This window comes from Streptomyces sp. NBC_00286 (assembly GCF_036173125.1).
GTDB lineage: Bacteria > Actinomycetota > Actinomycetes > Streptomycetales > Streptomycetaceae > Streptomyces.
Map to the genome: position 1 here is coordinate 5,352,134 of NZ_CP108054.1, position 26,390 is coordinate 5,378,523.

At 69.8% G+C, this 26,390-nt stretch carries 23 protein-coding genes; 10 read left to right on the forward strand and 13 right to left on the reverse strand.

The features are described from left to right. Positions 1 to 47: 47 nt before the first annotated feature. A complete protein-coding gene (locus OHT21_RS24600) occupies positions 48 to 1,688 on the reverse strand; it encodes an alpha-L-arabinofuranosidase C-terminal domain-containing protein (protein ID WP_328770498.1) in 1,641 nt (546 codons plus the stop codon). Positions 1,689 to 1,690: 2 nt separating this feature from the next. Beyond that, the gene (locus tag OHT21_RS24605; protein ID WP_328770499.1) at positions 1,691 to 3,034 is read right to left on the reverse strand and encodes a family 43 glycosylhydrolase; all 1,344 of its coding nucleotides are present in this window, start codon (positions 3,032 to 3,034) and stop codon (positions 1,691 to 1,693) included. Between the two features lie 141 nt (positions 3,035 to 3,175). On the opposite strand from OHT21_RS24605, the gene OHT21_RS24610 reads away from it, so the two are divergent. From OHT21_RS24610 to OHT21_RS24630, 5 genes are all read left to right on the forward strand, one after another. Beyond that, the gene (locus tag OHT21_RS24610; RefSeq protein WP_443050423.1) at positions 3,176 to 4,447 is read left to right on the forward strand and encodes an ROK family protein; all 1,272 of its coding nucleotides are present in this window, start codon (positions 3,176 to 3,178) and stop codon (positions 4,445 to 4,447) included. Between the two features lie 19 nt (positions 4,448 to 4,466). Further along, entirely contained in the window at positions 4,467 to 5,285 is an 819-nt protein-coding gene (locus OHT21_RS24615) for an ABC transporter permease (RefSeq protein ID WP_328770501.1), read from the forward strand. Continuing rightward, positions 5,282 to 6,061, forward strand: a complete 780-nt coding sequence (locus OHT21_RS24620) for an ABC transporter ATP-binding protein (protein WP_328770502.1) — start codon at positions 5,282 to 5,284, stop codon at positions 6,059 to 6,061. Before OHT21_RS24615 ends, OHT21_RS24620 begins: the two co-directional genes overlap by 4 nt. A gap of 70 nt (positions 6,062 to 6,131) precedes the next feature. Continuing rightward, entirely contained in the window at positions 6,132 to 7,115 is a 984-nt protein-coding gene (locus tag OHT21_RS24625) for an aliphatic sulfonate ABC transporter substrate-binding protein (protein ID WP_328770503.1), read from the forward strand. Positions 7,116 to 7,166: 51 nt separating this feature from the next. Then, positions 7,167 to 8,708: a sulfatase-like hydrolase/transferase gene (locus OHT21_RS24630; protein WP_328770504.1), complete on the forward strand. Its 1,542-nt coding sequence runs from the start codon at positions 7,167 to 7,169 to the stop codon at positions 8,706 to 8,708. 253 nt (positions 8,709 to 8,961) lie between these two features. Here the strand turns inward: OHT21_RS24630 and OHT21_RS24635 are convergent, their stop codons facing one another. Next, positions 8,962 to 9,438 (reverse strand): hypothetical protein, encoded by a 477-nt coding sequence (locus OHT21_RS24635; RefSeq protein ID WP_328770505.1) that lies wholly within the window; start codon positions 9,436 to 9,438, stop codon positions 8,962 to 8,964. Between the two features lie 1,124 nt (positions 9,439 to 10,562). On the opposite strand from OHT21_RS24635, the gene OHT21_RS24640 reads away from it, so the two are divergent. Together OHT21_RS24640 and OHT21_RS24645 are read left to right on the forward strand one after the other, a co-directional pair. Next, positions 10,563 to 11,759: a DUF418 domain-containing protein gene (locus OHT21_RS24640; RefSeq protein ID WP_328770506.1), complete on the forward strand. Its 1,197-nt coding sequence runs from the start codon at positions 10,563 to 10,565 to the stop codon at positions 11,757 to 11,759. Positions 11,760 to 12,211: 452 nt separating this feature from the next. Then, complete coding sequence (locus OHT21_RS24645; protein ID WP_328770507.1) at positions 12,212 to 13,399, forward strand: glycoside hydrolase family 19 protein; 1,188 nt, start codon at positions 12,212 to 12,214, stop codon at positions 13,397 to 13,399. 223 nt (positions 13,400 to 13,622) lie between these two features. Here OHT21_RS24645 and OHT21_RS24650 read toward each other — a convergent pair whose 3' ends face one another. Continuing rightward, positions 13,623 to 13,913 carry a hypothetical protein gene (locus tag OHT21_RS24650; protein WP_328770508.1) on the reverse strand — a complete coding sequence of 97 codons (291 nt, stop codon included), beginning with the start codon at positions 13,911 to 13,913 and terminating at the stop codon, positions 13,623 to 13,625. Between the two features lie 233 nt (positions 13,914 to 14,146). On the opposite strand from OHT21_RS24650, the gene OHT21_RS24655 reads away from it, so the two are divergent. Continuing rightward, positions 14,147 to 14,488, forward strand: a complete 342-nt coding sequence (locus tag OHT21_RS24655; RefSeq protein ID WP_328774208.1) for an IclR family transcriptional regulator domain-containing protein — start codon at positions 14,147 to 14,149, stop codon at positions 14,486 to 14,488. On the opposite strand, the gene OHT21_RS24660 is transcribed toward OHT21_RS24655, so the two are convergent. Further along, positions 14,379 to 15,350, reverse strand: a complete 972-nt coding sequence (locus OHT21_RS24660; protein ID WP_328770509.1) for a hypothetical protein — start codon at positions 15,348 to 15,350, stop codon at positions 14,379 to 14,381. The two genes, OHT21_RS24655 and OHT21_RS24660, sit on opposite strands and share 110 nt — an antisense overlap. A 306-nt stretch (positions 15,351 to 15,656) precedes the next feature. On the opposite strand from OHT21_RS24660, the gene OHT21_RS24665 reads away from it, so the two are divergent. Further along, on the forward strand, positions 15,657 to 16,466 hold the full coding sequence (locus tag OHT21_RS24665) for an N-acetylmuramoyl-L-alanine amidase (RefSeq protein ID WP_328770510.1): 810 nt from the start codon (positions 15,657 to 15,659) through the stop codon (positions 16,464 to 16,466). A gap of 193 nt (positions 16,467 to 16,659) precedes the next feature. After that, the gene (locus OHT21_RS24670) at positions 16,660 to 17,871 is read left to right on the forward strand and encodes a DUF418 domain-containing protein (RefSeq protein WP_328770511.1); all 1,212 of its coding nucleotides are present in this window, start codon (positions 16,660 to 16,662) and stop codon (positions 17,869 to 17,871) included. Between the two features lie 66 nt (positions 17,872 to 17,937). Here the strand turns inward: OHT21_RS24670 and OHT21_RS24675 are convergent, their stop codons facing one another. The 8 genes from OHT21_RS24675 to OHT21_RS24710 all read right to left on the reverse strand — a co-directional run bounded on the left by OHT21_RS24675 (position 17,938) and on the right by OHT21_RS24710 (position 26,099). Further along, a complete protein-coding gene (locus OHT21_RS24675; RefSeq protein ID WP_328774209.1) occupies positions 17,938 to 19,743 on the reverse strand; it encodes a type IV secretory system conjugative DNA transfer family protein in 1,806 nt (601 codons plus the stop codon). 23 nt (positions 19,744 to 19,766) lie between these two features. Then, the gene (locus tag OHT21_RS24680) at positions 19,767 to 21,266 is read right to left on the reverse strand and encodes an ATP/GTP-binding protein (protein WP_328774210.1); all 1,500 of its coding nucleotides are present in this window, start codon (positions 21,264 to 21,266) and stop codon (positions 19,767 to 19,769) included. Between the two features lie 152 nt (positions 21,267 to 21,418). Next, on the reverse strand, positions 21,419 to 22,915 hold the full coding sequence (locus OHT21_RS24685) for an SCO6880 family protein (RefSeq protein WP_328770512.1): 1,497 nt from the start codon (positions 22,913 to 22,915) through the stop codon (positions 21,419 to 21,421). 173 nt (positions 22,916 to 23,088) lie between these two features. Then, positions 23,089 to 24,240, reverse strand: coding sequence for a hypothetical protein (locus OHT21_RS24690; RefSeq protein ID WP_328770513.1), 1,152 nt, complete (start codon positions 24,238 to 24,240; stop codon positions 23,089 to 23,091). Between the two features lies 1 nt (position 24,241). Beyond that, complete coding sequence (locus tag OHT21_RS24695; RefSeq protein WP_328770514.1) at positions 24,242 to 25,000, reverse strand: hypothetical protein; 759 nt, start codon at positions 24,998 to 25,000, stop codon at positions 24,242 to 24,244. Positions 25,001 to 25,060: 60 nt separating this feature from the next. Next, positions 25,061 to 25,357, reverse strand: a complete 297-nt coding sequence (locus OHT21_RS24700; protein WP_165343857.1) for a hypothetical protein — start codon at positions 25,355 to 25,357, stop codon at positions 25,061 to 25,063. 41 nt (positions 25,358 to 25,398) lie between these two features. Then, a complete protein-coding gene (locus OHT21_RS24705) occupies positions 25,399 to 25,686 on the reverse strand; it encodes a hypothetical protein (protein ID WP_328770515.1) in 288 nt (95 codons plus the stop codon). After that, entirely contained in the window at positions 25,683 to 26,099 is a 417-nt protein-coding gene (locus tag OHT21_RS24710; RefSeq protein WP_328770516.1) for a DUF6668 family protein, read from the reverse strand. The genes OHT21_RS24705 and OHT21_RS24710 overlap by 4 nt, the downstream gene beginning before the upstream one ends. Positions 26,100 to 26,390: the final 291 nt, after the last annotated feature.

A 26,390-nucleotide genomic window follows, 5' to 3' on the forward strand; every position in this document is an offset into this window, starting at 1 on the left:
CCTCCCGCGAGGTGCCGGCGACCTCGGGTGGCAGTGCCACCCGAGTCTCACGTCAGGTCGAAGGCCAGCACGGTGACGGAGTGTGCCGGGAAGTCGTAGCAACCGTCCGGCGTCTCCACGACCGGGCGATGGCGGACGGCGACGACGTCCGGAGCACTCAGGCTGTTGGCGGCGAGCATGTCGTCCACGTCCGCGCCCAGATCGCGCACCTCGGCCACCGCCGGGAGGGCGCCGGTACGGCCGTCCCGCACGATGCGGGTGCGAATCGCCGTGTCCCGGCGGCGGTTGACGACGGCCAGGTGGAGGCGGCGGCCGTCGGCCGAGAGCGTGGCACTCGCGTCGAGGTACGGCACGACGCCGGGTCGGGTCGCGAACGCGCCGCCGCCCTCCCGGTTGTCGCCCTGACGTACGGCCGCGGTACGGGCCGGGCCCTCGACCGCGGTCGGCAGCGCCACCGGTCCGGTGTGGTTCTGGTACAGGTCCCACACGTGGTACGAGGCCGACTTCACGACTCCGGCCGGGCGGACTTCGAGCAGCCCGTTGGCGTTGACCAGATTGACCGTGTTGGCCATCGTCACCGGCGTCTGCAGGGAGACCGTCCGATGCAGGGTGTGGAAGACGCCCGCGTAGAACAGCGCGTCGGCCAAGGTGCGGGAGCTGTAGCGGTCGACCCGCAGCCGCCGCGGCGGCGGCTCGCCCGAGCCGTCCGGCAGCTCCCGCGGCGCGCTGCCGCCGTCGGCGCCGGGCGCCGGCTCTGGCCAGTCGGCAGGCTCCAGATGGCGGATGTTCCACTCGTCGAGCGCGAGTGCCGGCGGGCGCTCCAGACCTGCCTCGGCGGAGAGTTCGGCCACCAGGTGGGCGTAGTCCTGGATGCGCTGCTCGAAGTACAGCGGCTGGGCGACGACGGCCTCGTAGTCGTCGTCGCCGGCCCTGGCGGTGTACGGGTGCGTGGTGGCTCCGTAGAGGTGCAGCGAGAGGTAGTCGATCAGCGAGCCCGCCCGCTGGAGCACGGGCCGCGTCCATTCCTCCTGCTGCCAGGGGCTGCCGCAGGCGATCAGCCTGATCCCGGGATCGACCAGGCGCATGAAGCGGGCGTGCTCGCGGGCCGCGGCGGCGTACTCGGCCGCCGGGCGGTGGCCCATCTGCCACGGTCCGTAGGGCTCGTTGCCGATGCCCCAGTAGCGCACGCCGTACGGCTGCGGGTGGCCGTTTTCCTTGCGGCGGCGGGTGTAGGCGGTGTCGCCCGCGTAGTTGGTGTACTCCACCCAGCGCACCGCGTCGTCCACGCTGCGGCAGCCGTGCACCAGGAACGGCGCGGCCCCGACGTCCGCGCACCAGGCCAGGAACTCGTCGGTGCCGAAGCGGTTCGACTCCTCGCTGCCCCAGGCGAGTTCGAGCCGCCGCGGGCGCGCGGAGCGCTCCCCGATGCCGTCCTCCCAGTGGTACGGGGAGGTGAAGTTGCCGCCGGGCCAGCGGACGTTGGGGATGCCGAGCTCGCGGCACAGCGCGAGCACGTCCTTGCGGAAGCCGACCCGTACGCCGGGGCCCGGCTCGGACAGCGGTGAGCCCTCGTCGAGGACTCCGCCCTCGATGTTGCCGAAGAACGCCGACTCCAGGAAGTGGCCGTAGATGTCGCGCTCGATGCGGCCACAGGGGTGCTTGGTGTCGATGTCGATCAGTGCCTGCACGGTCAGTCGCCGGCCGGTCGGTTCTGCCTGCGGCGGACGTAGAGCCGGTTGCCCTCGGGCCCCGTCCATTCCAGGCGTACGACACCGGGGACGGCGGCGTCCGCGACGCGGGACGGGTGGGACCAGTACCCGGCCTTCGGATTGCGGAAGAACGTGGCCCAGAGCCCGCCCTCGTGGTCGCTGAAGAAGTTGTTGTGGCCCGCGCCGACGCCCGCCGTCCACCTCCGCGAGTACGGGCCTTCGAAGCGGTCGGCGACGGCGACGACCGCGTCGTACTGGTATTGCGTGCGGCCGGTGCCCGGCCGGTCGTAGGCGTAGCGCGTGGTGCCGTCGTCGGCGTCGGACGAGCGGTTCCAGGCGGCGTGCAGGAGGTAGTACTTGCCGCCGTGCTTGAAGACGTACGCGCCTTCGAGGTACGGCTCCTCGGGGTAGGGCGACTGCCGGAACTTCGGGAGGTCCGTCGTCGGGACGATGTCCTCCATGTCGTCTCGGAACTTGGCGTACAGGTCGTTGTGCAGCACGAGCCACGCGTCGTCGCCCTCGGCGTAGATGCTGCCGTCGATGTGGTGGTACGCGCCGGGCTCGATGAACGGCGGCCCGCCGGCGACGGGTTCGCCGAACGGCTTGTCGAGGTTGCCCTCGGCGAGCCGGTACGGACCCGCGACCCCGCCCTCACTGACCAGCAGGAACGAGCCGACCTTGCGCGAATGGTCACCCATGCACGCGACGATGTACCAGCGGCCGCGGACGTGGTGCACCTCCGGCGCCCACACGTTGCCGCGCTTGCCGAACTCGTCGTCGTGCCAGTACTGCTGCCAAGGGGCGACGACCGTGCGCCCGGGCCGGTTCTCGCCCGCGAACTCGGGCGACCACACCTTGCCCTTGTCGGCGCCGGGACGGATGCCGGTCGTGTCGGCGAGGCGCCACGGCCCGCGCAGCGACCGGGACACCCACACGAAGATGCCGTCGTTCCACGAAGCGGACGGGTCGGGTCCCGGTGCCCGGGTGGTGCCCGTGGCGACGTAGAGCGGACTGCCGTCCACGACGAAACAGTTGACGTAGGTGTCGCGCATCCAGACCCGGCCGCGCTCCTCGTCCCGGGGGCGCAGTTCGAGCGGCAGGATGAAGGAGTTGTCGTCGCGCGGCCAGAGGTCGGGGCGGGTGTCGGCGAGGCCGTACGGCTCGAGGTCGGGCCAGTTCTCCGGGTAGGGCCCGCCTTGTAAGCGTCGCGTCGCCGGGTCCGCCGTCGCGGAGATGGTGGGCAGGGCCGCCGCCACTCCCAGGGTGCCGGCGCCTGCCAGCAGGGTCCTACGGCCGATGGGCGGCCGGTTCATGTTGTCGGTCATCAGCCAAGTCCTCCCTCGTCGGGCCGCCCGGGGGACGGCATGACGCCCAGGATGCGAACGGCCGCGGTATTTCGTCAACAGTCCGGAAAAATATTCCGGCGATTTTGTTCCGACTCATTGACGAAAAAATTCGGCGCTCACATGCTGTCCGGCATGCAGCCCATGCATCCCATGCATCCACACGACGGCCCGCTGACGCGGCTCCGCCGCAGCCACGAGCAATCCGTTCTCGAGCTGCTCCGCAAGTACGGTCCGCTGAGCCGTGCCGAGTTGGGCACCCGCAGCGGGCTCTCCCGCACCACGCTCTACGACATCGTCGCCGGGCTGGTGACCAGCGGTGCGGTGGTCGCCGGCACGCCGTACGTCGAGGCGCGCAAGCGGGGGCGTCCGGTGGAGAAGCTCAGCCTCAACCCGGCCGCCGGGGAGGCGGTGGGCATCGACTTCGCGCGTCGTGCCGTGCATGTCGCCGCGGTCAACCTCGCCCATGAGGTGGTCGGTTCGGCCAGCGAGGGGCATGCCGGTGACCTGTCCTGGCCGGAGCGGGTGGACATCGCCGTACGGCTGCTCGACTCGCTGACGACCCGTGCGCCGGCCGGGGCCGGGGACGGGGCCGGGGACGGCGGCTCAGGGCGGGCCCAGGCCGTCCATCTCGGCGCGCTCCGCGCGATCGGCGTCGGCGTGGTCGGCCCGACCACCGACCCCGGCAGCGAGAGCGCCCACGCGCAGGGCATCGACGGCCTGCCGGACCTGCTGCGCAAGCGGTTCGGGGTGCCGGTGCTGCTCGACAACAACACCCGCCTCGCCGCGCTCGCCGAAGCGGTGTGGGGCGCGGCGGCGGACAGCGGCGACGTGCTCTACCTGCGGCTGTCGCACGGTGTGGGCGGCGGCCTGGTCGTGGGCGGCGCGCTGCACCGGGGCAGGTACGGACTGTCCGGCGAGTTCGGGCACATCACAGTGGACCCGGCCGGCGAGCGCTGCGAGTGCGGCAAGACCGGCTGCCTGGAAACGCGCGCCTCGCTCGATGCGGTCCTGCGCCGGTACCGGGAGGCGGGCGGCCGGGCGGACAGTCCCGCGGACTTCCTGGCCTCAGCGACGGCGGCCGACCGGCCCGCACTGGAAGTGCTGGATCGCGTCGGCGGCGAGGTCGGCCAAGTCCTCGCCGCGGTCTGTCACGCCGTCGGCCCCGGCGTGATCGTCGTCGGCGGTGAACTGGCCCAGGCCGGCGACGCCCTGCTCGCACCGGTCGAACAGGCCCTGCGGCAGCACCTGATGCCGCTCGCCCGGCACCACGTTGACGTACGGCGCGCCACGCTCGGCGAGGCCGGCAGCGCCCTGGGCGGCATCGCCCTCGTACTCCATGAAACCCCCCTGCTCACCCACTACCCGCAGCCCGTCGCCGAGGAGAACGCATGAGTCCACCAGTGAGGAACCCATGGCTGTGATCACCCCTCTCGACAAGACATCCGCCCCTGAACAGCAGCAGCGGCAGCAGCAAACGCGTCGTACCGTCCGGCCGCTGGTCCTGGGCGGCCTGGCACTCGTGGCGGGTATCGCCGTCTGGGCTGTTGTGGCCGCCCTCGGACTGGTCGAGAACCTGCCCACACCGGCGGCCGTGGCCAGCAAGGCGGGCACCATGATCGCCGACGGCACGCTGGCCTCCGATACGGCCGCCAGCCTGCGCCGGGTCTTCATAGGCTACGCACTCGGCGTGGTCGTGGCCGTCCCGGTCGGCTTTCTCATGGGCTGGTATCCGGCGGTGCGCGCCGTGGTCGAGCCGTACATCCAGTTCTTCCGCACCATCCCGCCGCTCGCGCTGATCCCGCTCGCCGTGGTGCTTCTCGGTATCGGCGAGGTGCCGAAGATCGCCGTGATCTACCTGGCCTCGTTCATGGCCTGCGTCGTGGCCTCCTTCCAGGGCGTCGTCGACGTGGACAAGACCCTGATCAACGCAGCCAGGGTGCTGGGCGCCTCGGACCGCGTCATCTTCGCCAAGGTGGTCGTGCCGGCGTCCACGCCGTTCATCCTCGTCGGCATGCGGATCGGCCTCGGCGCGTCCTGGGCCACCGTGGTCGCCGCCGAACTCATCGGTGCGCAGGAGGGGTTGGGCTACCGGATGCAGAAGGCGGCCACCTGGTTCGACATGGACGCGATCTTCGTATCGCTGATCACCATCGGAGTACTCGGGCTCGTCATGGACCGGCTGCTGCTGCTGGCCGAACGACGTCTCACCGGCTGGCAGGAGCGACGATGAACAGCAAGATCAGTTTCCGGGGTGTGGTGAAGACCTTCCCGCTGAAGGCTGCCACCTTCACGGCACTCGACGGGGTGGACCTGGACATCGCGGACCGGGAGTTCGTCACCGTCGTGGGTCCGTCCGGCTGCGGCAAGTCCACGCTGATGAGCATGGCCGCGGGACTGCAGGAGCCCGACTCGGGCAGCGTCCTGGTCGACGGGAAGCCGGTGTCGGGTCCCGGCCCCGACCGGGGTGTGATCTTCCAGCAGTACGCCCTGTTCCCCTGGCTGACCGTGCGGCAGAACGTGGAGTTCGGGCTCAAACTCGCCGCCGTACCCGCCGAGGAGCGCAGGCGGCGCGCGGACGCGGCCATCGGCCTCGTCGGACTCGGTGAGTTCGCCGACGCCCTGCCCAAGACGCTGTCCGGGGGCATGAAGCAGCGCTGCGCCATCGCCCGCGCGTACGCGGTGGACCCTCAAGTTCTGCTGATGGACGAGCCGTTCGGCGCTCTCGACGCGCTCACCCGGGTGCAGTTGCAGGACCAGCTCCTGGGGACCTGGAGCCAGGAGAAGCGGACCGTACTGTTCATCACCCATGACGTTGACGAGGCCGTCTACCTGGCCAACCGTGTCGTCATCATGGCGGCGGGCCCCGGGCGCATCCACCGCGTCATCGACGTGGACCTGCCCTATCCGCGTACGGAGGAGATCCGGCTGTCCCCGGAGTTCCGCCGCATCCGCAACGAGGTCTGGACGTCCGTGTACCACCAGGACGAAGCCGCCTCGGCCGCGTAACCGCCTGACGGCGGCCTTCTGTTACGCACCCTCGCACCGCACCGCACCGCACCGAGAGGATCCATCCACCATGCCCCGAAGCACGCTCAGGCACGCCCTGATGACACTGCCCGCCGTATTCATGCTGTCGCTGTCCGTGAGCGCGTGTTCCGGGAGCGGCTCCGGCGACGACTCCACGGTCAGGTTCGGCTACATCGGCGACTACAACGGGGCCAGTCTGCTGGCGATCGCCGAGAAGCAGCAGCTGTGGAAGAAGGCCGGGCTGACCGCGGAGGTGAAGTCGTTCAACAACGGCCCGGTGCAGATCCAGGCGCTCGGCGCAGGTGACCTCGACTACGGATACATCGGCCCGGGCGCGATGTGGCTGCCCGCGTCCGGCCAGTCCAAGATCATCGCCATCAATACGCTCACGTACGCGGACCGCGTCATAGGCCAGCCCGGGATGGACTCCATGAAGGACCTCAAGGGCAAGCGGATCGGCGTGCCCGAGGGCACCTCCGGCGACATGATCCTCAACATCGCGCTGGAGGAGGCCGGGATGACCGACAAGGACATCAACAAGGTCAACATGGATCCGTCCACGATCGTCTCCGCCTTCTCCTCCGGGAAGATCGACGCCGCCGGCTTCTTCTATCCGGCCATCGAGACCATCAAGCAGAAGGTGCCGGACCTGGTGGAGGTCGCCAGCACCAAGGACACGGGGGATTCCTTCCCCACCGCCTTCGTCGCCGGCAACAAGGTGCCGGAAGACAAGAACAGCAAGGTGGTCAAGGTGCTGCAGCAGGCCAACGACTGGCGCCAGGCACACCCCGAGGAGACCATCGCGCTCACCGCGAAGCTGCTGGAGGTCTCCGAGGCCCAGACGAAGGCCGACGCCTCCCACGTCCAGACCCTCTCCACCGCGGACCTGGCCGCCAAGTCGAAGAGCGGCGAAGTGGACGACTGGCTGAAGACACTCGGCGACTTCTTCGTACGCAACAAGCAGCTGGACGAGAACCCCGATCCCGGCGACTACTACGCGGGCGACCTCTACGAGCAGGCGCAGGGCGAATAGCGGACGGAAGCGTCCTCCGGGACGGGCCGCGTCCTTACGGCCCGCCAGGCAATGCGCCCCGTCCGTTCGTCACGTCCGTACGACTCGAAAGGCACCGCCGTGCGCCACAACTTGCTCTTCCTGATGACCGACCAGCATCGCGTCGACACCCTCGGCGCCTACGGCAACCCGCACGTGCGCACCCCCCACCTGGACCGCCTCGCCGCGCAGGGCACCCGCTTCGACAGCTGCTACACGCCGACCGCCATCTGCACTCCGGCCCGGGCCAGCCTGCTGACCGGCGCGGCACCCTTCAGGCACAAGCTGCTCGCCAACTACGAGCGCAATGTGGGGTACTTGGAGGACCTGGCCGACGACCAGTTCACCTTCGCCGAGCAACTGCGCGGCGAGGGCTACAACCTGGGCCTCCTCGGCAAGTGGCACGGCGGCGTCCGGCGCACCGCCGCCGACTACGGCTTCCAGGGCCCGGACCTCGCCGGCTGGCACAACCCCGTCGATCACCCCGACTACCTGGCCTACCTCAAGCAGAACGGCATGCCCGGGTACGCCATCAGCGACCGGATGCGCGGCACGACCCCCAACGGCAGCCCCGGCAACCTCCTCGCGGCCCGGCTGCACCAGCCCGTCGAGGCCACCTTCGAGTACTACCTGGCGACCCGCACCATCGAGATGCTCCACCGCTTCGCCGCGGACGAGCGGGCCGGGGAGGGCGCCCCGTTCTTCCTCGCCACCCACTTCTTCGGCCCGCACCTGCCGTACATCCTCCCCGACGCGTACTTCGACCTGTACGACCCGAGCTCGGTGGAGCTGCCCGCCTCCATCGGCGAGACCTTCGCGGGCAAGCCACCGGTGCAGAGCAACTACAGCAAGCTGTGGGCGTTCGACACCATGCCGATCGAGGACAGCCGCAAACTCATCGCCGTCTACTGGGGCTACGTCACCCTCATCGACGAGCAGATCGGCCGCATCCTCGACGCCGTACGGGAGTTGGGCCTGGACGAGCGCACCGCGGTGTGCTTCACCGCCGACCACGGCGAGTTCACCGGCGCCCACCGGCTGCACGACAAGGGCCCCGCCATGTACGAGGACATCTACCGCATCCCCGGGCTGCTGCGGGTGCCGGGCGCCGTACCCGGCCAGGTGCGCGAGGAGTTCGTCTCCCTCACCGACTACACGGCGACCATCCTGGAACTCGCCGGCAGCGACCCCGCCCCGGCCGTCGACAGCCGCAGCCTGCTGCCCCTCGCCCGCGGCGAACGACCGGCCTGGGACGAGCACCACCTGGCCGAGTACCACGGCCACCACTTCCCGTACCCGCAGCGCATGCTCCGCACCCGCCGGCACAAGCTGGTCGTCAACCCCGAGTCACACAACGAGCTGTACGACCTGCAGACCGACCCGCACGAGCTCCTCAACCGCTACGACCACCCGGAGCTCCGGGACGTACGCACCCAGTTGATGCACCGCATGTACCGCCTGCTACGGGACCGCGGCGACAACTTCTTCCACTGGATGACACCCATGTACGACGTGCCGACGGACCACGACACGACGCTGTCGTCGTTCGAGACGGAGGAGAGGGAGAAGGCGTGAGTGTGGTGACGCAGAGTAGCTGGTGCCCCCAACGGGATTCGGACAGCCACGGCACAACAAACCCGACGGGAACTAGCACTTTCCACGAACGTTGAGCTGCAGCGTCGCCACCGCGGAGTGTCCCCGAGTGACTGATCAAAACGCTGTAGCTGCCCAACGTCGCTGGATCAGCGCATCAGAAAACGCCCAGTGCTCTCAAGTCGGGCTGGATCTCCCTCAAGTCCCGTTGGCCGGGGAGGACCCTCGTCCTTCCTCACCAGTTCGCGTGGGCAGCCATCTCGGCAAGGAACTGCTCACCAGGAAGTTTGCCGGGGAGGACCGGGATGCCGACTGGTCCCGGAGACTCCTTGGTGCAGTGCGTGCAGTCCGGGTACCCCAGGCAGGAGACGATGCTTTCGCCCTCATCTCCCCATACGGCGGCCGGGTTGGGTGTCCAGGCCGGACGCGGCAGCGGCGCGTCGGGCAGCCAGGTGACGCCGCGCTCGTCCCACTCCACCCTCACCGCCACGGGGTGCCCTTCCCCGGTTCCGCGCCAGGCGGTGGCCACGTGGCGTCCGTCGTGTTCGCGGTCGAGGACACACGGCGTCGCAAGCTCCGGCGGCATGGTCCAGCACTCGCTCCGGGCCCAGTTCCGCCCGTCTGCACGGTGGTCGCCGTCGTGCGCGGGCACCCTCGCGCACAGCAGCGCCCCCGTGGGATCGGGTACTCCGCAGTCGTCGTTCACCGACATTTCGTTCGGCCTCCTTGGGGTGTCGCGGGGTCGGGGCGGGGAGATGTCAGAACGGCGGGCCGTCCGGGTCGTGAGGCTCGCCGGGCTCGGGCCAGATCCGCAGGACGACGTCCTCGTCCGCAGGCGTGGGCCCCAAGTGGGCGATGCCCGGCTGCCCCTCAGGGCGGCGGCCGCCTTCGCTGAGATTGCGCGGCCCGCAGACAGGAGCACCTCCGCCCCTGCAACGCGGACACAACCAGATCGGTTCACCCCCTGACCCGTTCACCAGTTGTCCGGAACTGGGAGCGCCCGGCTGGAGTCGCCGGGATTCCCCCGCCGTGCGGCAGGTCTGGTGGCTCACTTTTCATCCGCCGTACGTGGCCCTCGTTTCACCCTTGCCGAGAATCAGGAGCTTCCGGCGGCTGTCTGCTCGTGCCCCGTGGAATCACCATGGTGACTCATCGGGCGAGCACGATTTGCCCGTCCTCGCTCGCTCCATACGAACCGCGGGTCGGGGACGGGGCGAACACCGCCGTACGACTGGTTGTCCCGACGGAGCTGGACCGTCTGGACCTCGACATGGCTCAGGGTGACGGTGTCGGCCTCCAGGGCGGACCGCGCTTTCTGTGGAGTCGATTCCGTAGTCGTCGGCTGGTGGCGCATCCCCGAGAACGGGTCACGCCAGAAGTGTGACCGCGGAGTGCGCCAACGGTAGCGCAGAGCGAGCACGCGCAGGAGGAGGGCAAACACCGCCGTACCGACGGCCGTACCGACGTTGAGTACGCCGGCAACGTGGAGAGCAGCCGTCGAGCCCGCTCCGACCAGAGCGGGCAGCGCGTACAGATCGCGGTCCCACTTGAGCAGTGAACTGCGCAGCTCAGTGGCACGTAGAGCAGTCCCGGGAGACAACGGTCGACAAGGCGGCGGCATGCAGTGCTCTCGGTCTGCCCATGGCCTGACACCGACGGCGCGGGTACGGACTCGGATTGGGCGTCACCGCACTCCACGTAGGTACCGGGGGACAGCGGCTTCCCCACGGGGATGTCGCGCGGTCCTGTGAAGCCGAGTGAACCATTACCAAAAGTGGCCCGTGGTGGCCCTCTGAGCCGAATGCGCCGGTTATTGGACCAGTCCCGGAGAACCCCTTGCATACCTCGCGCCGTACACAAACACTTTCCGACGCCACGTCGGTACCGGGGCGGAGCCGCGTCTGGGAAGTCGACGTACTGCGCGGGTTCGCGCTGCTGGGCATCCTCCTGGTCAACGTCCAGATCATGGCTGGGCAGCAGGTGGGTCCGGAGGGCGAACTGGTCGTGTCACAGTCGGACAAGGTGGTCGAGTGGCTGGTCACAGCCCTGATCTCCGCCAAGTTCTACCTGATGTTCTCGTTCCTGTTCGGGTACAGCTTCACTCTGCAGCGAGCCTCGGCCGAGCGCGCGGGTGCACCCTTCGCACCTCGGCATCTACGCCGTCTGATCTGTCTGTTCCTGCTCGGCCTCGCTCACGGCGTGTTGCTGTTCTCAGGCGACGTCCTGATGGTTTACGCGGTGCTGAGTCTCGTACTGTTCTGGGTCCGGGACTCCGCGGCACGCACGCTGGTGCGGGCTGCGATCTGGCTCATAGTCGGTGCCTCGGCATGCCTGCTGGCCTGGGGAATGTCCACGGTCCGATTCGCAGAGCCGCTGGGGCCGCAGGACATCTCGTCCACGGTGAACGCGAGCGTGGCGGCCTGGCGGGGCGATCCCGGCTCGGTCGTCGGGGCCCATCTGCGGGTGCTGCATGACACGCTGGGCTGGAACGTCGTCTACTCGGCCGACATGCTGGCGGCCCTCCTGCTCGGACTCGCCGCGGGCCGACGTCGGATCCTCGCCGACAGCTTCCGGTACCGCGCGTGGCTGACACAGATCGTCATCTGCTGCCTGCCGATCGGGCTGGCCGGGAGTGTCTTCATGGCCATCTGCCGCAACGGGCCGCTCGATGCGCGCTGGTACGACGTCGGTTCGGCTGTCGGCGTGCTGACCGCTCCGTTCCTGTCCGTTGTGTACGTCTGCGGCCTGCTGCTCCTGTTACGCACCGGCCTCGGCCGGCGGGTCGGATGTGCCCTGGCCCCGGCCGGCCGGATGGCCTTGACCAACTACCTCACGCAGTCGTTGGTGATGGCCCTGGTCTTCACCGGATACGGTCTGGCGTGGTACGGCCGCTTCGGGATGACCGTGCTGCTACTTGGCTGCTTCGCCCTGTACGCGGCACAACTGACCCTGAGCAGCCACCTGTTGCGCCACGTACCGTACGGGCCGGCCGAATGGCTGTTGCGCACGGCTACCTTGGCGCGCAGGCCGTGAAGCCGCCAAGCGCAGCCCGCCGGGCCTGCTCCTCCTAAGGCTTCCGCAACGACACCCCCTCCCGCTCCCACCTGCCCTTCTCATCGGCACCCGCAGCGCCAAACCACGACAGGGCGATGGGAGACATATGCGACACGGGACCGAGAGTCACACCGGATCCCAAGGCAGTCTGACGGCTCGTCAACCAGGCGGGCACATAAGCCCGTACCTACCAGGACACCTGACCCTGAGCCTCGACACCGCACGTCCAGCTCGGGTCGGCGGTCGGCTCCAGGGCCTGTTCTGAGTTTCCCCGCGGCGCCGCGAATGAACCGTCTGCTGCTCCTGGCCGTGATGCCTGCGTCAGTCAGCGGACGGTGTCGGCATCGACGACTTCGGGAGCAGTGTCGGCTCGCTGGATGCAGCGGCGAATCCGCCCCCCACCTTCACGACAGAACCAAGGAGTGACATCCATGAGGTCCACCACACCCCGCTTAGGGGGGCGCACTTCCGGAAGACTTGTTCGCGTCGGCTTCGCAGCGAGCACCATCCTGGCCGCCATTGCAGCCACGTTGTTCGCCGCCGCACCGGAGAAGCTGGGCCTGGCGGCCGAATCGTCATCGTCGGAGGGACCGATTGTCGGATTGGCGGGCAAATGCATCGACGTGGCGGAGGGAAACAGCGCCAACGGCACCGCCGTTCAGCTCTTCGACTGCAACAGCACCGACGCGCAACTCGTGTCGAGACGAGCTGACGGAACCCTGCGGGTGTTCGGCAAGTGCCTGGACGCTCGCGACTTCGGGACCGCCGACGGGACGGCGGTCCACCTGTGGGACTGCCACGGCGGCCCCAACCAGCAGTGGGTGGTCAACGAGGCCCATGACATCGTCAACCCGGCCGCGGACAAGTGCTTGGACGTGCGGGACAGCAACGGCTCCAACGGCGCGCGCCTCCAGATCTGGACCTGCACGGGTGCCGCGAATCAGAAGTGGACCACCGCGAAGCCCGGGGCGCGACTGGCCAGCCGTGTCCCGGGGAGCGCGGGCTTCGTCGTGAGTGAGGCACAGTTCAGCCAGATGTTCCCGAATCGGAATTCTTTCTACACCTACAGCGGGCTGGTCACGGCGTTGAGCGCTCACCCCGGCTTCGCCGCCACCGGCAGCGACACCGTCAGGAAGCAGGAGGCCGCCGCCTTCCTCGCCAATGCAGGCCACGAGACCGGCGGCTTGCAGCACATTGTCGAGCAGAACACCGCCAACTACCCGCACTATTGCGACCCCAACCAGTCCTACGGCTGCCCTGCCGGGCAGGACGCCTATTACGGCCGTGGCCCGATCCAGCTCAGTTGGAATTACAACTACAAGGCGGCGGGCGACGCGTTGGGGATCGACCTGCTCAACAACCCCGGGCTGGTCCAGAACGATGCAGCTGTGGCCTGGAAGACGGCCCTGTGGTACTGGAACACCCAGTCCGGGCCGGGCACTACAACCCCACATGACAGCATGGTGAACCAGGCAGGCTTCGGCCAGACCATCCGCTCTATCAACGGGGCCCTGGAATGCGACGGTAAAAATCCCGCCCAGGTCCAGAGCCGCGTCCACTCCTACCAGCACTTCGCTCACATCCTCGGAGTTGCACCGGGAGCCGGTCTCTCCTGCTGAGACGGGCGGAACGAACGTCCTGAGTTCCTGGCGGTTGTCCCGCATGGGGCCTGCGTGCCGACACCCGAAGCAGTGGCACTACGACGGGAGGACCGCGAACGCCGGCGGCAACGCCTACCGCGGCGCGGGCCGACCCGCCGCGCAGGGACCGGCGAGCCGGGGCTGACAACCACAACCGATGCCCGGCCCGTGCGCAGTGCGGGCCAGGCGTCAGCCATGTCGTTCACACCGTCAATCTGACGGCCTCGAGCCAGCGCTCGTCGTTGATGCTGCCGCCGAAGATGTAGTCGTCCTGCTCGGCGCACAGCTGCCCGAGCCATCCCCTGGTACGGGTGCTGGCCTCCTGGCAGACCTTGCCCTCGGGGACAGCGATGGCGAAGCCCAGCATGTGCGGGGCGTCCTGTTCGGTGCTGCCGATGTAGTTGTCGGCGCCGTCGCCCACGCTGTTCCAGGCCGTCTTCCAACCGTCTTTGTGGACGAAGGCGTTGGCCGATGTGCCTGCCGTACCGGACACCGCGATGTTCCGCCGCCCGACGTCCCCGCCGACGCGTTGAAGGCTGCGCGCATCCTTCCCTGCATCTGCATGCGCGCACCGAGCGGCTGGGGCGACAGGCCCGGACGGCCCCGAAGCGTCATTCCCCAGCGACCCGCACGCCCGGCCCGCCTGTCCTTGTCCAGTGCAACGGGACCGGGCGGCGGGCCAGGTGCACGACGATGGCGAAGACACCGCCCCTTGTCGACTCCCTGATGGAACGCCTCGGCCGCATCCGCCGGATCGGCTACTCCGTCACGCGAGGAGAACTCGCCCCCGATGTGGTGGGCATCGCTGCGCCGATCCGTGACGAGAACAAGCCGGTCGGCGGCATCCTGAGTCGGGCCTCGCCCCGCATGCGTGACCTGCGGCCATGGCTTGGCCGCAGGCGCAGGTTGCCAGTCCTGTCCGCCCCGCGGGAAGCACGGCGGCGATGCGCTTCCGGGCTCAGGAGTGCTCCCCGGCGCTGCTGCCGACGAGCCACATCAGCAACACCTCGAACTCCCCGTTCTCCGTGCATCCAGGCTGTTCGCCGTCATGCCGGACGAGCTGAGTGAGCGCCCCCCGGCGCCACCAGTAGACGTGCGGACTGACCTGGCCCGCGGCGTCCTCGAAGTTGGCCGCGGCGAAGACGGTCATGGCATTGAGTGCCTGGACCAGGTTGGTGTCCTGAACGGTGCCGATGGGGCGAAAGGCCAGTTGGTGGCGGTGCGGCATGGCCACGAGAGCTCCGTTCGGGCCAAGGTCGCGCCCGGTGAGGTCCCGGGCGAGCTCGTTCATCGCCAGGGCTCGGCTGGCGGTGAAGAAGGAGTCGCCCATCACCACGTCGAAGCGCGTGCCGCCCGCGCTCCGAAGGACGGTGTGGCTCTCCACCGGAAGCGCACCGAGGTTGTCCAGCGCACGGATCCGCAGGTCGACGACGCCGCCCAGCAGTGCCAGGTATTCGTCGGGCAGCGTCATCACGCTCGCACCCATGTCCAGGGCGAGGACCTCGCACAGGCCGGGCGCGACGATACGCGCATGGGTGTACCGGGCGGCGTCCGGCTCGATGACGTCTTGGGTGACCACCCAGGGCCGCAGCCGGGCGAGAAGCTGCTCGGGTGCGAAGGTCTCCAGCGGGGACGGTCCGTCCACCACCTGCAGCAAGCGGCCGACGTGTTCGCGGATCACCTTGGGCCACCGTTTCCGCCCGCGGACGTCGTTGTGGCAGATCGCTGCCAGATTGGCCATGCCGAAGTGGCGTCCCGCGCTGTCGCTCACCGCGCCCGCATGGACGGTGACCTCCAGCCCGTGCTCGGCGAAGGCCTCACGGACCTGCGCCCGGAAATGCGCGCCTTCGTCGAGGGAGAAGAACCCGTACTCGGGGTCGCGTGGGGCGTCGTGGCGGTCACGACGCGGCGCGGGAGGGAGGATCCTCATACGTCAGCCCTTCTGGTCGGGGAGGCTCGCCACCGTGACGCCCTGGGCGGGCGCGCTCGGACGGCGACTGACCGTCCGTCGGTCGGTCGGTCGGTCGAGGGTGGTGATGGAGTCCGTTGCTGCCAGGACGCAACGGGAGCTGCCGCGTGAGGGTTCAAACCGCGACTCAAACCGTTGGGCTGGGAGCCGGGTGTGGCAGCGGGGCGTGGTTCGACTGCTTCGACGGTGGCGGGCGGCGACTGAACCGTACGGCGGACTGTGCCGTTGAGGAGATGTTCCCGCCCGGCAGCCGTATGGAGGCATACCTTGACGCAGTCACGCTCCCGCTCCGCGCATATGTCCCGTCGCGCCCTGCTGGGCGTACTCGGGGCCGCCGTCGCCGTACCCGGCGTCTCGGCGTGCTTGTCGGACAACGGAAAGTCCGCGACCGGAAACCTTGTCTTCACAGGAAACCGGACGTCGCGCCTGGTCAGGAACTTAGTCACGCGTGCGGAGTGGGGAGCCGACGAGTCCAAGCGCTTCGGGGCGGACGGAACCGAGACCTCACCGCCCAAGTTCTTCCCGCTCCAGGCGCTGACCTTGCATCACACCGCCACCGACAACGACGACCCCGACCCGGCGGCCACGGTGCGGAGGATCTACGAGGAGCACGCGGTCGACAACGACTGGGGCGACATCGGCTACCACTTCATCGTCGACGGCGAGGGCCGCGTCTACGAGGGTCGCTTCTCGGGCGACGACCCCATGCCCGCGCACGACGGCGACGGAAACGTGGTGACGGCCTTCCACACCAGCGGATTCAACTCGGGCAACCTCGGCATCGCACTTCTGGGCGACCTGGACGCGCGGCCGCCCACGGACGCGGCGTTGGAAGCCGTCAGCGGCCTGCTGGCGGTGCTGGCGCACATGCACCGCCTCGACCCCAAGGCGCACATCACTTACAAGAACCCGGTCGACGGTGCCACCAAGAAGACCCCGACGATGGGCGGTCACCGCGACTGGATGGAGAGCGGATGCCCCGGCGGACTGCTGTACGGCAAGCTCGACGCCCTGCGCGCAGCGGTGTCCGAGAGGCAGGCGGCCCATGCCATGGACGAGGCCGACCGCAGGGCGTAGAGCTGCTCGTGGCCACAGCGGCCGGCGTGGTGAGACGCGGGGCCAGGTCGCACCCACCTGACTGAACCGCCTCAGGGCACATCCCGTGGTGACCCCCATCAGCCGCGCGGTCGGTCGGTGCGGATGGGACCGAGCACGGATTCCCGCCGCGGACTCGGTCGTCACGACGTCGTACCGGCCACGGAGGTCCGCATTGCGCTTCTCGCCCCACACACCGACACGTTCCCGCGCCGAGTCACCGCCCACGCGGGCGCCGCGGCGGGACGGCCGGGTCCGGGAGATCGACGTCCTGCGCGGGTTCGCGCTGCTGGGCATCCTCCTGGTCAACGTTCAGGCCATGGCCGGGCCGCACATGGGCCCGGGTGGCCAGCCGATCACGTCGCGTGCCGACGAGGTGGCCGCGTGGCTGGTCACCGCTCTTGTCGGCAGCAAGTTCTATCTGCTCTTCTCGTTCCTGTTCGGGTACAGCTTCATCTTGCAGTGGGCCTCGGCCGAGCGCGCGGGGGTGGCCTTCGCCCCCAGGCACGTGCGCCGTCTGGCCTGTCTGTTCCTGCTCGGTCTCGCTCATGGCGTGCTGCTGTTCGACGGCGACGTCCTGATGATCTACGCCGTGCTGGGCCTCGTACTGTTCGCGGTCCGGGACATCGCGCCGCGTACGGCGGTATGGGCCGCGGCCTGGTTCGTCGCCGGTGCCTCCGTATGCCTGCTGGCTCGGGGCCTGATCACTGTCGCCTTCTCGGAACCCGCGCGTCCGCAGGACATCGCAGCCTGGGGGCACGAGATGGTGACGGCCTACCGGGGCGATCCTGGCTCGATCGTCCAGGCCAATCTGCAGTCGCTGCGCGGCAGGCTGGGCGGCAACATTGTGTACAGCGCCGACGTGCTGGCGGCCTTCCTGGTGGGCCTCGCCGCGGGCACACGCGGGGTGCTCGCCGCGCCCTTCCGGTACCGCGCGCGGATGGTGCGCATCGTCGCCTGGGGCCTGCCCATCGGTCTGGCCGGAAGCGTCTTCATGGCGGTGTGCCGCGACGGGCCGCTGGACTCGCGCTGGTATGACGTCGGATCGGCTGTCGGAGTGCTCACCGCCCCGGCGCTGACCGCCGCGTACGTCTGCGGCCTGCTGCTCCTGCTGCACACCCGCCCCGGTCGGCGAGTCGGCGACGCGCTGGCCCCGGCCGGCCGGCTGGCGCTGACCAACTACCTCACCCAGTCGCTGGTCATGGCACTCGTCTTCACCGGTTATGGCCTGGCCGGGTACGGCCGGTACGGCACCGTCGCGGTCCTGGCCGGGTGCTGCGTCCTGTACGCTGCGCAGCTCGCGTTCAGCAGATGGCTGACGCGCCATGTCGGGTACGGTCCGGCCGAGTGGCTGCTGCGCGCCGTAACTCTGGCGCACAGGCCATGAAGGCTCGGGGCCTGTCGGTCAGGCATGTCCTGACCGACAGGCCCCAGCCTGGCTGACAAGGTCCCACTAGTCGGCGGCACGTTTGTGCAGGGATACGGCATCCCTCTGCCACCTGCCCACGGCGTCCTCGACTCCCGTCGCGGCGGACCCCGCCCAGGATCGGGTGGCCCGCTCGGTGATCGCCGCCACCTCCGCCTTGGCCGCCGCGGAAATCGGGCCCGCGCCTGGCTCCTTGTACCAGGGGCGCAGGCGGATCAGGGCGGGCCGTACACCGGTGGCCAGGAGCAGTGCGGTGCCCTTGGGCAGGGCGCGGATCTTGTCCGCGGGCAGCACCGGGTCCAGCCGGTAGGAGTAGGAGCGGGAGGTGCCCTCCTTGCTCTTGGAGATTGACGGGGTACGCACGTCGGCCTGGCCGACGAGCTTGGAGATCTTCTCGACGAAGTCGGCGTCGTCGAGGCCGGCGCCGAGGAGTTTGATCGTGGCCGCGCTCCACATCGCGTCCATGCCCGCCTCGCCCCATACGCGGCTGCCCTGGCGGTAGCTCTGGAGCAGCGTGACGACGTTGATGCCGCGCGAGCCGAAGTGGCTGTACATGTCTGGCAGGTCGGAGATGCGGCAGACGTTCGCGGCCTCGTCGAGGACGGCGGTCATCGGCGGGTCGAGCCGACCGCCCATGCGCTCGGCTGCGACCACGCCCGCGCGCATCGTCGCGTCGGCGAGGCCCGCGATGACGCCCGCGGCCGAGCCGCCGCCGTCCTTGGACAGCAGGTAGAGGGTGTCCTGGGTGAGCACGTGCTCGTGCGGCTTGAACTGCGGACGATGCGGGTCGGGCGTCACCCAGGCCACGATCTCCGGGTCGAGCAGGCAGGCCACGCACTGCCGGGCGGTCTCGTAGATGCCGTCGCGGGTCTCCACCGCGCCACGGACCGTGCCCTGCAGCTGCTCGGCCATGGCGATCATGTTGACGTCCCGCAGCAGGTCGACCGGCGTGCGATCGGCGGGGTCGGCGAGCCAGGCCAGCAGGTCGAGCACGGAGGCCTTGCCGCGGGCGGCGGCGAGGAACAGGGCGGTGAGGGTGTTCTGGGCCGCGGAGATCCAGAAGTCCTTCTTGGACTGGTCGTCGTTGACGGAGGCCACGAAGTGTCCGGCCAGGCGGCGGGCGCCCTCGATGGTGTGGCAGTCGGCGAGGATGTCCCACCACATCTCGCGCGGGGTGTGGGCGATGCCCTGCGGGTCGAACGTCCACACCTTGCCGGTCTTCTCGCGTTCGCCGCGGGTGACGGCGTACACGTCGGACTTGTTGGACGTCAGCAGCACCGCGCCCTGGGCGCGCAGCACGCGCGGGACGGCGATGCCGGTGGACTTGCCGGCGCGCGGGGCCATCAGGTCCAGCTCCACGTCCTCGAAGGAGGAGCGCAGTTCGGGGCCGTTCGGTTCCAGGTCGCCGAGGAGGTTGCCGGTCTCGTCGGGGTGGAGGTGTTCCCGGCCCTTGAGCGAGGGGCGCAGGTTGCGGGCGCGGGCGGCGATGCCGTCCGGGCACATGGAGGCCAGCTCCCGCCGACCGGCCAGCCCTTTGGGCCGCGAGAGGAAGCGCATCACGCGGCGGCCGGCCAGGACGCCGACGGCGACGACCGCGCCGAAGAGCCCGACGATCCCGGCGGTCACGCCGACCGGCGACGCGTCCGGCCACAGCTTCCCCGTTCCCTCGGTGAGCAGGGTGCCGAAGGTGGTCAGGGCGAACGCCGGGGGATGCCAGCCCCCGCCGGTCAGCGCGGCGCCGATGGTCCCGCCGAGCCAGACGCCTCCGAAGAGCACCAGGCACGCGCCCGCCACCAGCACGATTGCCCACGGCGCCAGCTCGCTGCCGTACATCTTGCCCTTGGCCGCGGTCCCGCTCACCGGGACCACCCCCCGTTCTCGGTCGGCTGCTTGGACAGGGACGGTGCGGGTGCTTGCTCGACCACCTGTCCGGCCCCGGCCCAGCGCTTGTTGGTGTCGTGCAGATGCCGCTCGGTGTCGGTGATGGCAACCTGGATCGGGATGCCCGGCCGGCCACCGACCTTGATCAGGAAACGGCCGCGGCCGGGCGGTTCCTCGCGGTCCCCGTGCGCGGCCCAGCCCGGCGGCGAGGACCAGGAGGAGACGAGTTCGATCTCCCGGCGGGACAGCCCCACGATGTGGCCCAGCTCCTCCATCTCCTGGCGCGGCAGCCCCGCGCACACCACCATGCCGGCGCGCTCGACGAAGCCGCGCGCCTTGACCCGGTCGGCGTCGGTGCCCAGCGCCTCGGCGTCCTTCAGCGTGTGAGTGATCTTGGCGTCACCCAGGCCGAGGGTACGGTTGAGGCGGGTCAGGGCGTCGATGCGGTCGACGATGCCGGAGGCCGCGCGCAGTGGCCGCCACAGCTCGTCGAGCACGGTGAAGAACCAGCGCCGGGGCGCGAGTCCGGCGTCCGCCAGGGCGTGCGACGCGGCCACTGTGCCCAGCCCGTCGGACCATGCCGCCAGCATCGCCGCCGCGGTGAGCTGGGTGTCCGCCTCGCCGATCCGGGAGATGTCCACGCACACCGCGGGCGAATCGAGGTTGATGCGGGTGGAGGTCTCGGAGGCGAAGGTGTCCCCCAGCGGCCCGTCCAGGATGCCCAGCAGCGAGCGGTGCAGCGGGTCCACGGCGTCGCGGTAGCGGGTGTCGGATCCGCGGTCCAGGGTCACCGCCCGGACCCGGTCCGGCCCTTCGGTGAGGACCTGTACCAGGTCGGGCAGGAGGGGCGCGCGGTCCGGCGGCGTGCGTTCGCGCAGATGGTGCAGGGCCGCGGACAGCACGGACTGCTCGTGGTCGTCCATGGGGTTGTCGCGCACGATGGTGATGAGCGCGGCGACCATGTTCAGGACGCGGCCGTGCGTCTCGGAGACCAGCACGCGACCGGCCTCACCGCCGATGCGTCGGGCCGCGGTGCCCATGGCGCCGGGATCGAGGACGTTGATGCCGCCCACTCCGCGTCCGATGGAGACGACCTGGCCGCCCAGGGCGCGCACGGTGTCGGCGTAGTCGGGCTTGAGGTCGCCCAGCACCAGCGGCACCACACCGATGGCGGACAGACCGATGAGCATGCGGTTGACCAGGGTGGACTTGCCCAGGCCCGGCATGCCGAGCATGAACAGCGACGGGTTGGAGATGTAGTGGGCGCGGGTGAACCACGAGAAGGGGTCTCCGCACACAGTGGCCCCGGTGTACAGGTGCTGGCCCAGCGGGACGCCGGTCATGGGCGCGCCTGAGCCCGCCGCGAACGGCCAAAGCCCGCACGCCTGCACGGTGGTGGCGCGCCACATCGTCGGCGGGTCCAGGTTGGCGACCTGGCCGCCGCCGGGTCCGTGCCAGCCGCGCGGCGGCGCCAGTCGTTCCTTGGGTGGTCCGGCGGGCTTCTTGTTGTTCCCCTTCTTCTTGTTCTTCGGGGGCCTCCAGTCGGGGTCCTCGTCCTTGTACCTGATCTGGCCCGAGTCTTCGTCCTGGTACTTGCCCTTGCTCGTACCGCGTTTGTCCTTGATTTTCACAGTGCTTCCTTCAGCTCGCGCGGCACCAGCGTGTACTCCCACGGCAGGATCCCGGCCGGCAGCGTGCAGCTGAACGCCGCCGCCTGCATCCGGTCGGCAGGGCGCATCAACAGCCGTGCCCCGGCCAGCAGGTTGCGCACCGTCACGCCCGCGTCCTCCAGTTGGGCGTCGGTGTCGACCGTCACCGTGACCATCAGTGAGAACTCCACCAGGCCGGCCCCGGTGGCCTCCTCCACCGCCGTTTGCTCGGCGGCGCGCACCTCGTTGGCGGCACGCGCCTGCACCATGCCGCGCCGGGAGGTGGCCATGAACTGCGCCGCCCGCCGGTCGGCCTCGACGATGCGCGCCGAGGTCGCCGGATCGATGGGCCGGTACAGCAGCGCCACCCGCTTGCGACGGGTACCGGGCGCGTCCTCCAGCAGTCCGCGCAGCACCTGGGCACGCACCGTGCCGCGCGGTGCGAGGGTGAGCATCCAGGTGCGTGACACGCCCGAGTCGTGCTGGTACGCGTTGGTCTTCTCCACGGTCGCCGCGGGACCGGCGTCGTCCCACTCCAGCCCGGTGCCGCCGTGGACGGCTCGCGCTTCGAGTACGTCTCCCGCCACGGCCGGGTCGTAGGCCACCCGTACGACTTCGGCGATGCGCTCGGCCGACAAGGGGGCGGCGGGTCCGCCGCCCGCGCTCACCACTCCCGCCAGCAGACCGGGGATGCGGACGGCCAGGTCGGCGATGATGTCCTCGGCCTTGCGCTTCTGGCCGGGGGGCATCCCGTAGGTCAGCGCGAGGTAGGTGTGCATCTCCGACGACGCGGTCGGGTACCGCTCCACCACCTCCTCCATCACGGCCCGTGCCGCCGGAGGGGCGTCGGGGCGGAGACGCGGCAGCACCTCGTTGGCCAGCCGGGTTCCCGTGTCCGGGGCGGTCTCCACGACCACGCTGGCCCCGCGCAGGCCCGGTTCGCTGGACAGCCGGGACAGCCAGTGGCCCCATGACGCCACCCAGTTGTCGATCTGGTCGGGGTCGACCAGGGACCCGCCGTCGGGTTCGCAGCTGAGCACGATGGTGTACAGGTTGCGGCTGCGGTGGTGCAGCACACCGAACGGCTGGTCGTAGGCGTCCCTGCCCTCCATGACCCTGACCCGGCTCAGCAGTCCCGGCGGGCGGAACTTGCCGCCCGGCCGCGGGGACAGCGGACCGGAGACATAGCTGGTCCCCCCTTTGGCCTTGCGCCGGAACCAGCCGATGCGCACGGCCATGAGCGAGTAGACGTTGCGCCCGTCCTGCGTGCGGATGGCCAGCGGTACCAGGAACAGGGCCTGGAACACGATCACGACCAGCGCGAACTGGAGCGACATCATCGAGGCGATGATGTCGACGATGAGCCCGCCGAACAACACGATGGTGCCGACCAGGCCGAAGGGCCCAAGGCCCGGCCGTCGGGGCCTGCGCCAGTTCCCGTATGTCGGGTCGGCGATAGCGGCTTGGGTGGACATGGCTGTAGCTGCTTCCTTTCGGTTGGATGGAGCGTGGGGATGGCCGGGGGGAGGGAGGGCCGGTCCGCGTCTGACGGATGCCGGCCCTCACCGGGGCACGCCCCGACCCGCTCAGACGTCGCGGTCGAAGCCGGATACGGCCGGACGTCCCGTCGTACCCGGCCAGGTGACGGTCAACGGCCCGCGCCCTTTTCCCCGTCGGCGCTCTCGACGCCGCTCTTGGCGACGTTCGCGACTCCCTTGGCGACTTCCGACGCCACGACGATCGCGGCGAGGGCGGGGTTCGCCGCCGCGGCCGCCCCACCGCCGCCCGCCGCCGCGGACTTGCCCGCCTGCCCGGACCCGCCGCTCGCGCCCGCGCTTCCCCGGCCGCCCCCGCCGCCGGAGGTGCCTCCGCCGCCATTCGATCCCGAGGGGCCTCGGGATCCGGAGGGAGCATCACCCTGACTCCGGCCGCCCGCGTCGCCCAGGGACTTCGCTCCGGAGGCGACGCCGCCCATGACGGTGTCCCCGACGGCGTCGCCGCCGATGCCGGCCGTCGCCGGGACGATGATCCTCATCAGCGCCGGCAGGGCGATGGCCGACAGGAGCAGGGTGGCCATTCCCGCGATCTGCGTGTCGGCGCTCTCATGCGGTTCCGACGCGTCGACCATGATGGCCCCCGAGTACATGATGAGAGCGACCGTGGGCTTGTACAGCAGCCAGGCGGTCATCCAGCCGATGTGCTTGCGCCACCACGTGCCGCCCCAGTCCGTCATGGAGGCGGCAGCCGCCAACGGCAGTGTGCCCATCAGCATGATCATCACGCCGAGCCGGACCCACATCAGGAGCGCGTGGACGATGCCCGCAAGGATCAGCAGGCACCCGATGACCAGCAGCAGCATGTCCGGAATGCTGTCGTCGCAGTCGACGCCCTCCATCAGGTTGTTGAGGGTGTTGTCGAACAGGTGGTCGTAGTACCTCTCCATGAGGTCGACGAACGTGGTGATCACGGTGGTCGCGGCCGCGGCGACCACGACGACGCGCACGATGCCCTTCAGCGCGGTCGTGCCCGCTTCGCCGCGCCGTTCCAGAGCCATCTTCACGGCGGCGGCGAGTATCGAGCCGCACGCGAGATACATGACGATCCACCGTATCTCGGTGCCGATCTTGTCCGACGCGCCCGTGTTGATCGAATCGATGTCTCCTACGGCTTTGAAGATCCCGATGGCACCGGCGATGACGATCTTGGCCACCATCTCGATCATCTCGCCGATGGGGTCGTCGAACATCCCGAGAAGGTCGAGGCCGCCGTCGCACCCATCGCCCTGACCGGCCAAAAACATGTCACGCTCCCCACATGATGAAGCCGTCGGGTTTCGCTGCCCGTTGCACGGACGAGTAGAGGGACCCGTCGTCCTGGAGCGCCACCTTCCAGTCGCCCTCCCGCCAGCGCACGGACACCGACGTCGACAGGTAGCCGCCGATGGGGTTGGTGGCGAGCAGCCGTACGGTCGCGGAGTCGCCCGAGTACGACGCCAGGGAGAAGCCCACAAGCCTCCCGACGGCGCCCTCGTCCGGGTTTGTCTCGTCGGCCCTGGCCTTGCTGGCGACGAACGTGTCGCGCGGCTCGCCGGGCACGACCTGCTGCTCCGCGACGATGCGCCAGGCAGCGCCGCTCAACTCAACGGGGATGACGTGCGCCGCCAGCACCGCCCCCATGGGCGTGTGGGCGAAGCACCACCACATCGTGGCGTCGGTGCGCAGCGGGCCGGCCGAAGGCGAGGTGGGCACCATGAGGGCGACGAGCTTCTGCCACCGCACATCCTCCGGCGCGGCGGTCGGTTGCGCGGTGTCCCGGTCGTCGGTCCGGCAGTTCTCCGGCCGGCCGCCCGGACCCTTGCGGACCTGCTGCGGGTCGCCGGGAGACAGCGGGCCGCCGAGCCCGGCGAGCGTCTCCCGGCTGTCGGCCGCGCTGTCCGTACCCGTGGTGCTGTCCGTACCCGTGGTGTCGTTCACGAAGGCCACCAGCGTCATGACCACGATAAAGCCCAGAAGCACGGCCGAGTTGATCCGGGCTCGCTCTTTGGAGAGAATCCCGTTCACCGGGCCCTGTTTGCGACTTGTGCCAAACACGTCGATGGCCTTTCCTGCGGGCTGTTGGTCCTACTTGAAAAGGAATTGGACAATGGGTCCCGCAGTGGACACGAGGACGCATCCGCCCAACACCATGCCGAGGCGGCTCATGTGCTCGGAGCCCTCTCCGCGCTTCATGGACACGGCCATCATGATTCCCGTGATGAGGATGCCCGCCACGCCGGCGGCGGTGCCGGCCCAAGCGGCGATGCCCAGTACGGTGTCGACCGCGGTGGCGAGTTCCGGTGGCGCCTTCTTCTCCGGGTTGGGGATCTGAGCCAGGTAATTCCCGTCGGCGGCATGGAGGGAATGCAAGGTGTCCTTCATGAGATTCTCCGTTGTTTGCAACGAGTTACGGGTTTGTGTGGCTAGTTGAGAACTGGTAGCACCACGAAATTGACGAGCGGTCCGGCGCTGAGGCCGAGGACACAGGCACCAATGGCGAAGAACCCGCCCCTGAAATACGTCGCCCCCTCGCCCATTTCGCCACGGCGCAGCTGCATGGCCATCTGGACGCCCACGACGATCAGTCCTGCCACAGAGGCAGCCGTCACCATCCAGGTGAGGTAGCCGAGCAATTCGCCGACCTCGGGGTTGGGGTTGAAGGAGCCTCTGGGCCCGAAGTCGTCGGGATTGATGTCTGCCAAGAAGCTCAACGCGACCTCCCTGACTGCCCGGCCGGAGCCGAGACGGCGCGGGCCAGCGCCCGCACTGCCCTTGGCAGTTGGTCGATGTCCTCGCCGAGGCGCCAGGCCGGGACCCACGGAACGCGGTGGACCTTGGCTGCCGAACGCAGCACGCGCACGCGCCGGCCCAGCGGGCGCGGCAGCCGTCCCGGCGCGTCGGCGACGAGCACGACGGCCAGGAGATGCACTCCCGCGGGGTGCTCCCCCTTGCGCAGTGCGTTCAGCGCCTGGGACACCGCCCGCGTGCCCGCGTTGTGGGTGCGTGCCACCAGCAGCACCCGGCCGGGTTCGCCCCGGGCCGGGTCCGGCCACCGGCGGCCCACGTCCGCGCCGCCGAGTGCCCGCGCAAGGGTGCTCGCCCCGGCACCGCCGTGCGTGCTCACCCAGGCAACCCTTTGGCCCCGGTGGGCCGCCGACGCACGTTCCGCCGGTGCGGGGGGCCAGGACGGCGCGGTCTTTTGCGCGGGTCGCGATGGCGCTGACTGCACGGCCTGCGCGAGCGGCGGGGCCTGTGCGGCCCGTGCGACCGGCGCGGCGGGTGCCTGGGCCGCCTGTTGAGCGGCAGGTGCTTGGGCTGCCTGTTGAGCGGTTGGTCCGCGGACCCACATCTGTGCGCCGGCGGACGTCGCCGGTGGGACGCCCATGCGCATCCACCCCTTCCCTCGTTTCGCTTA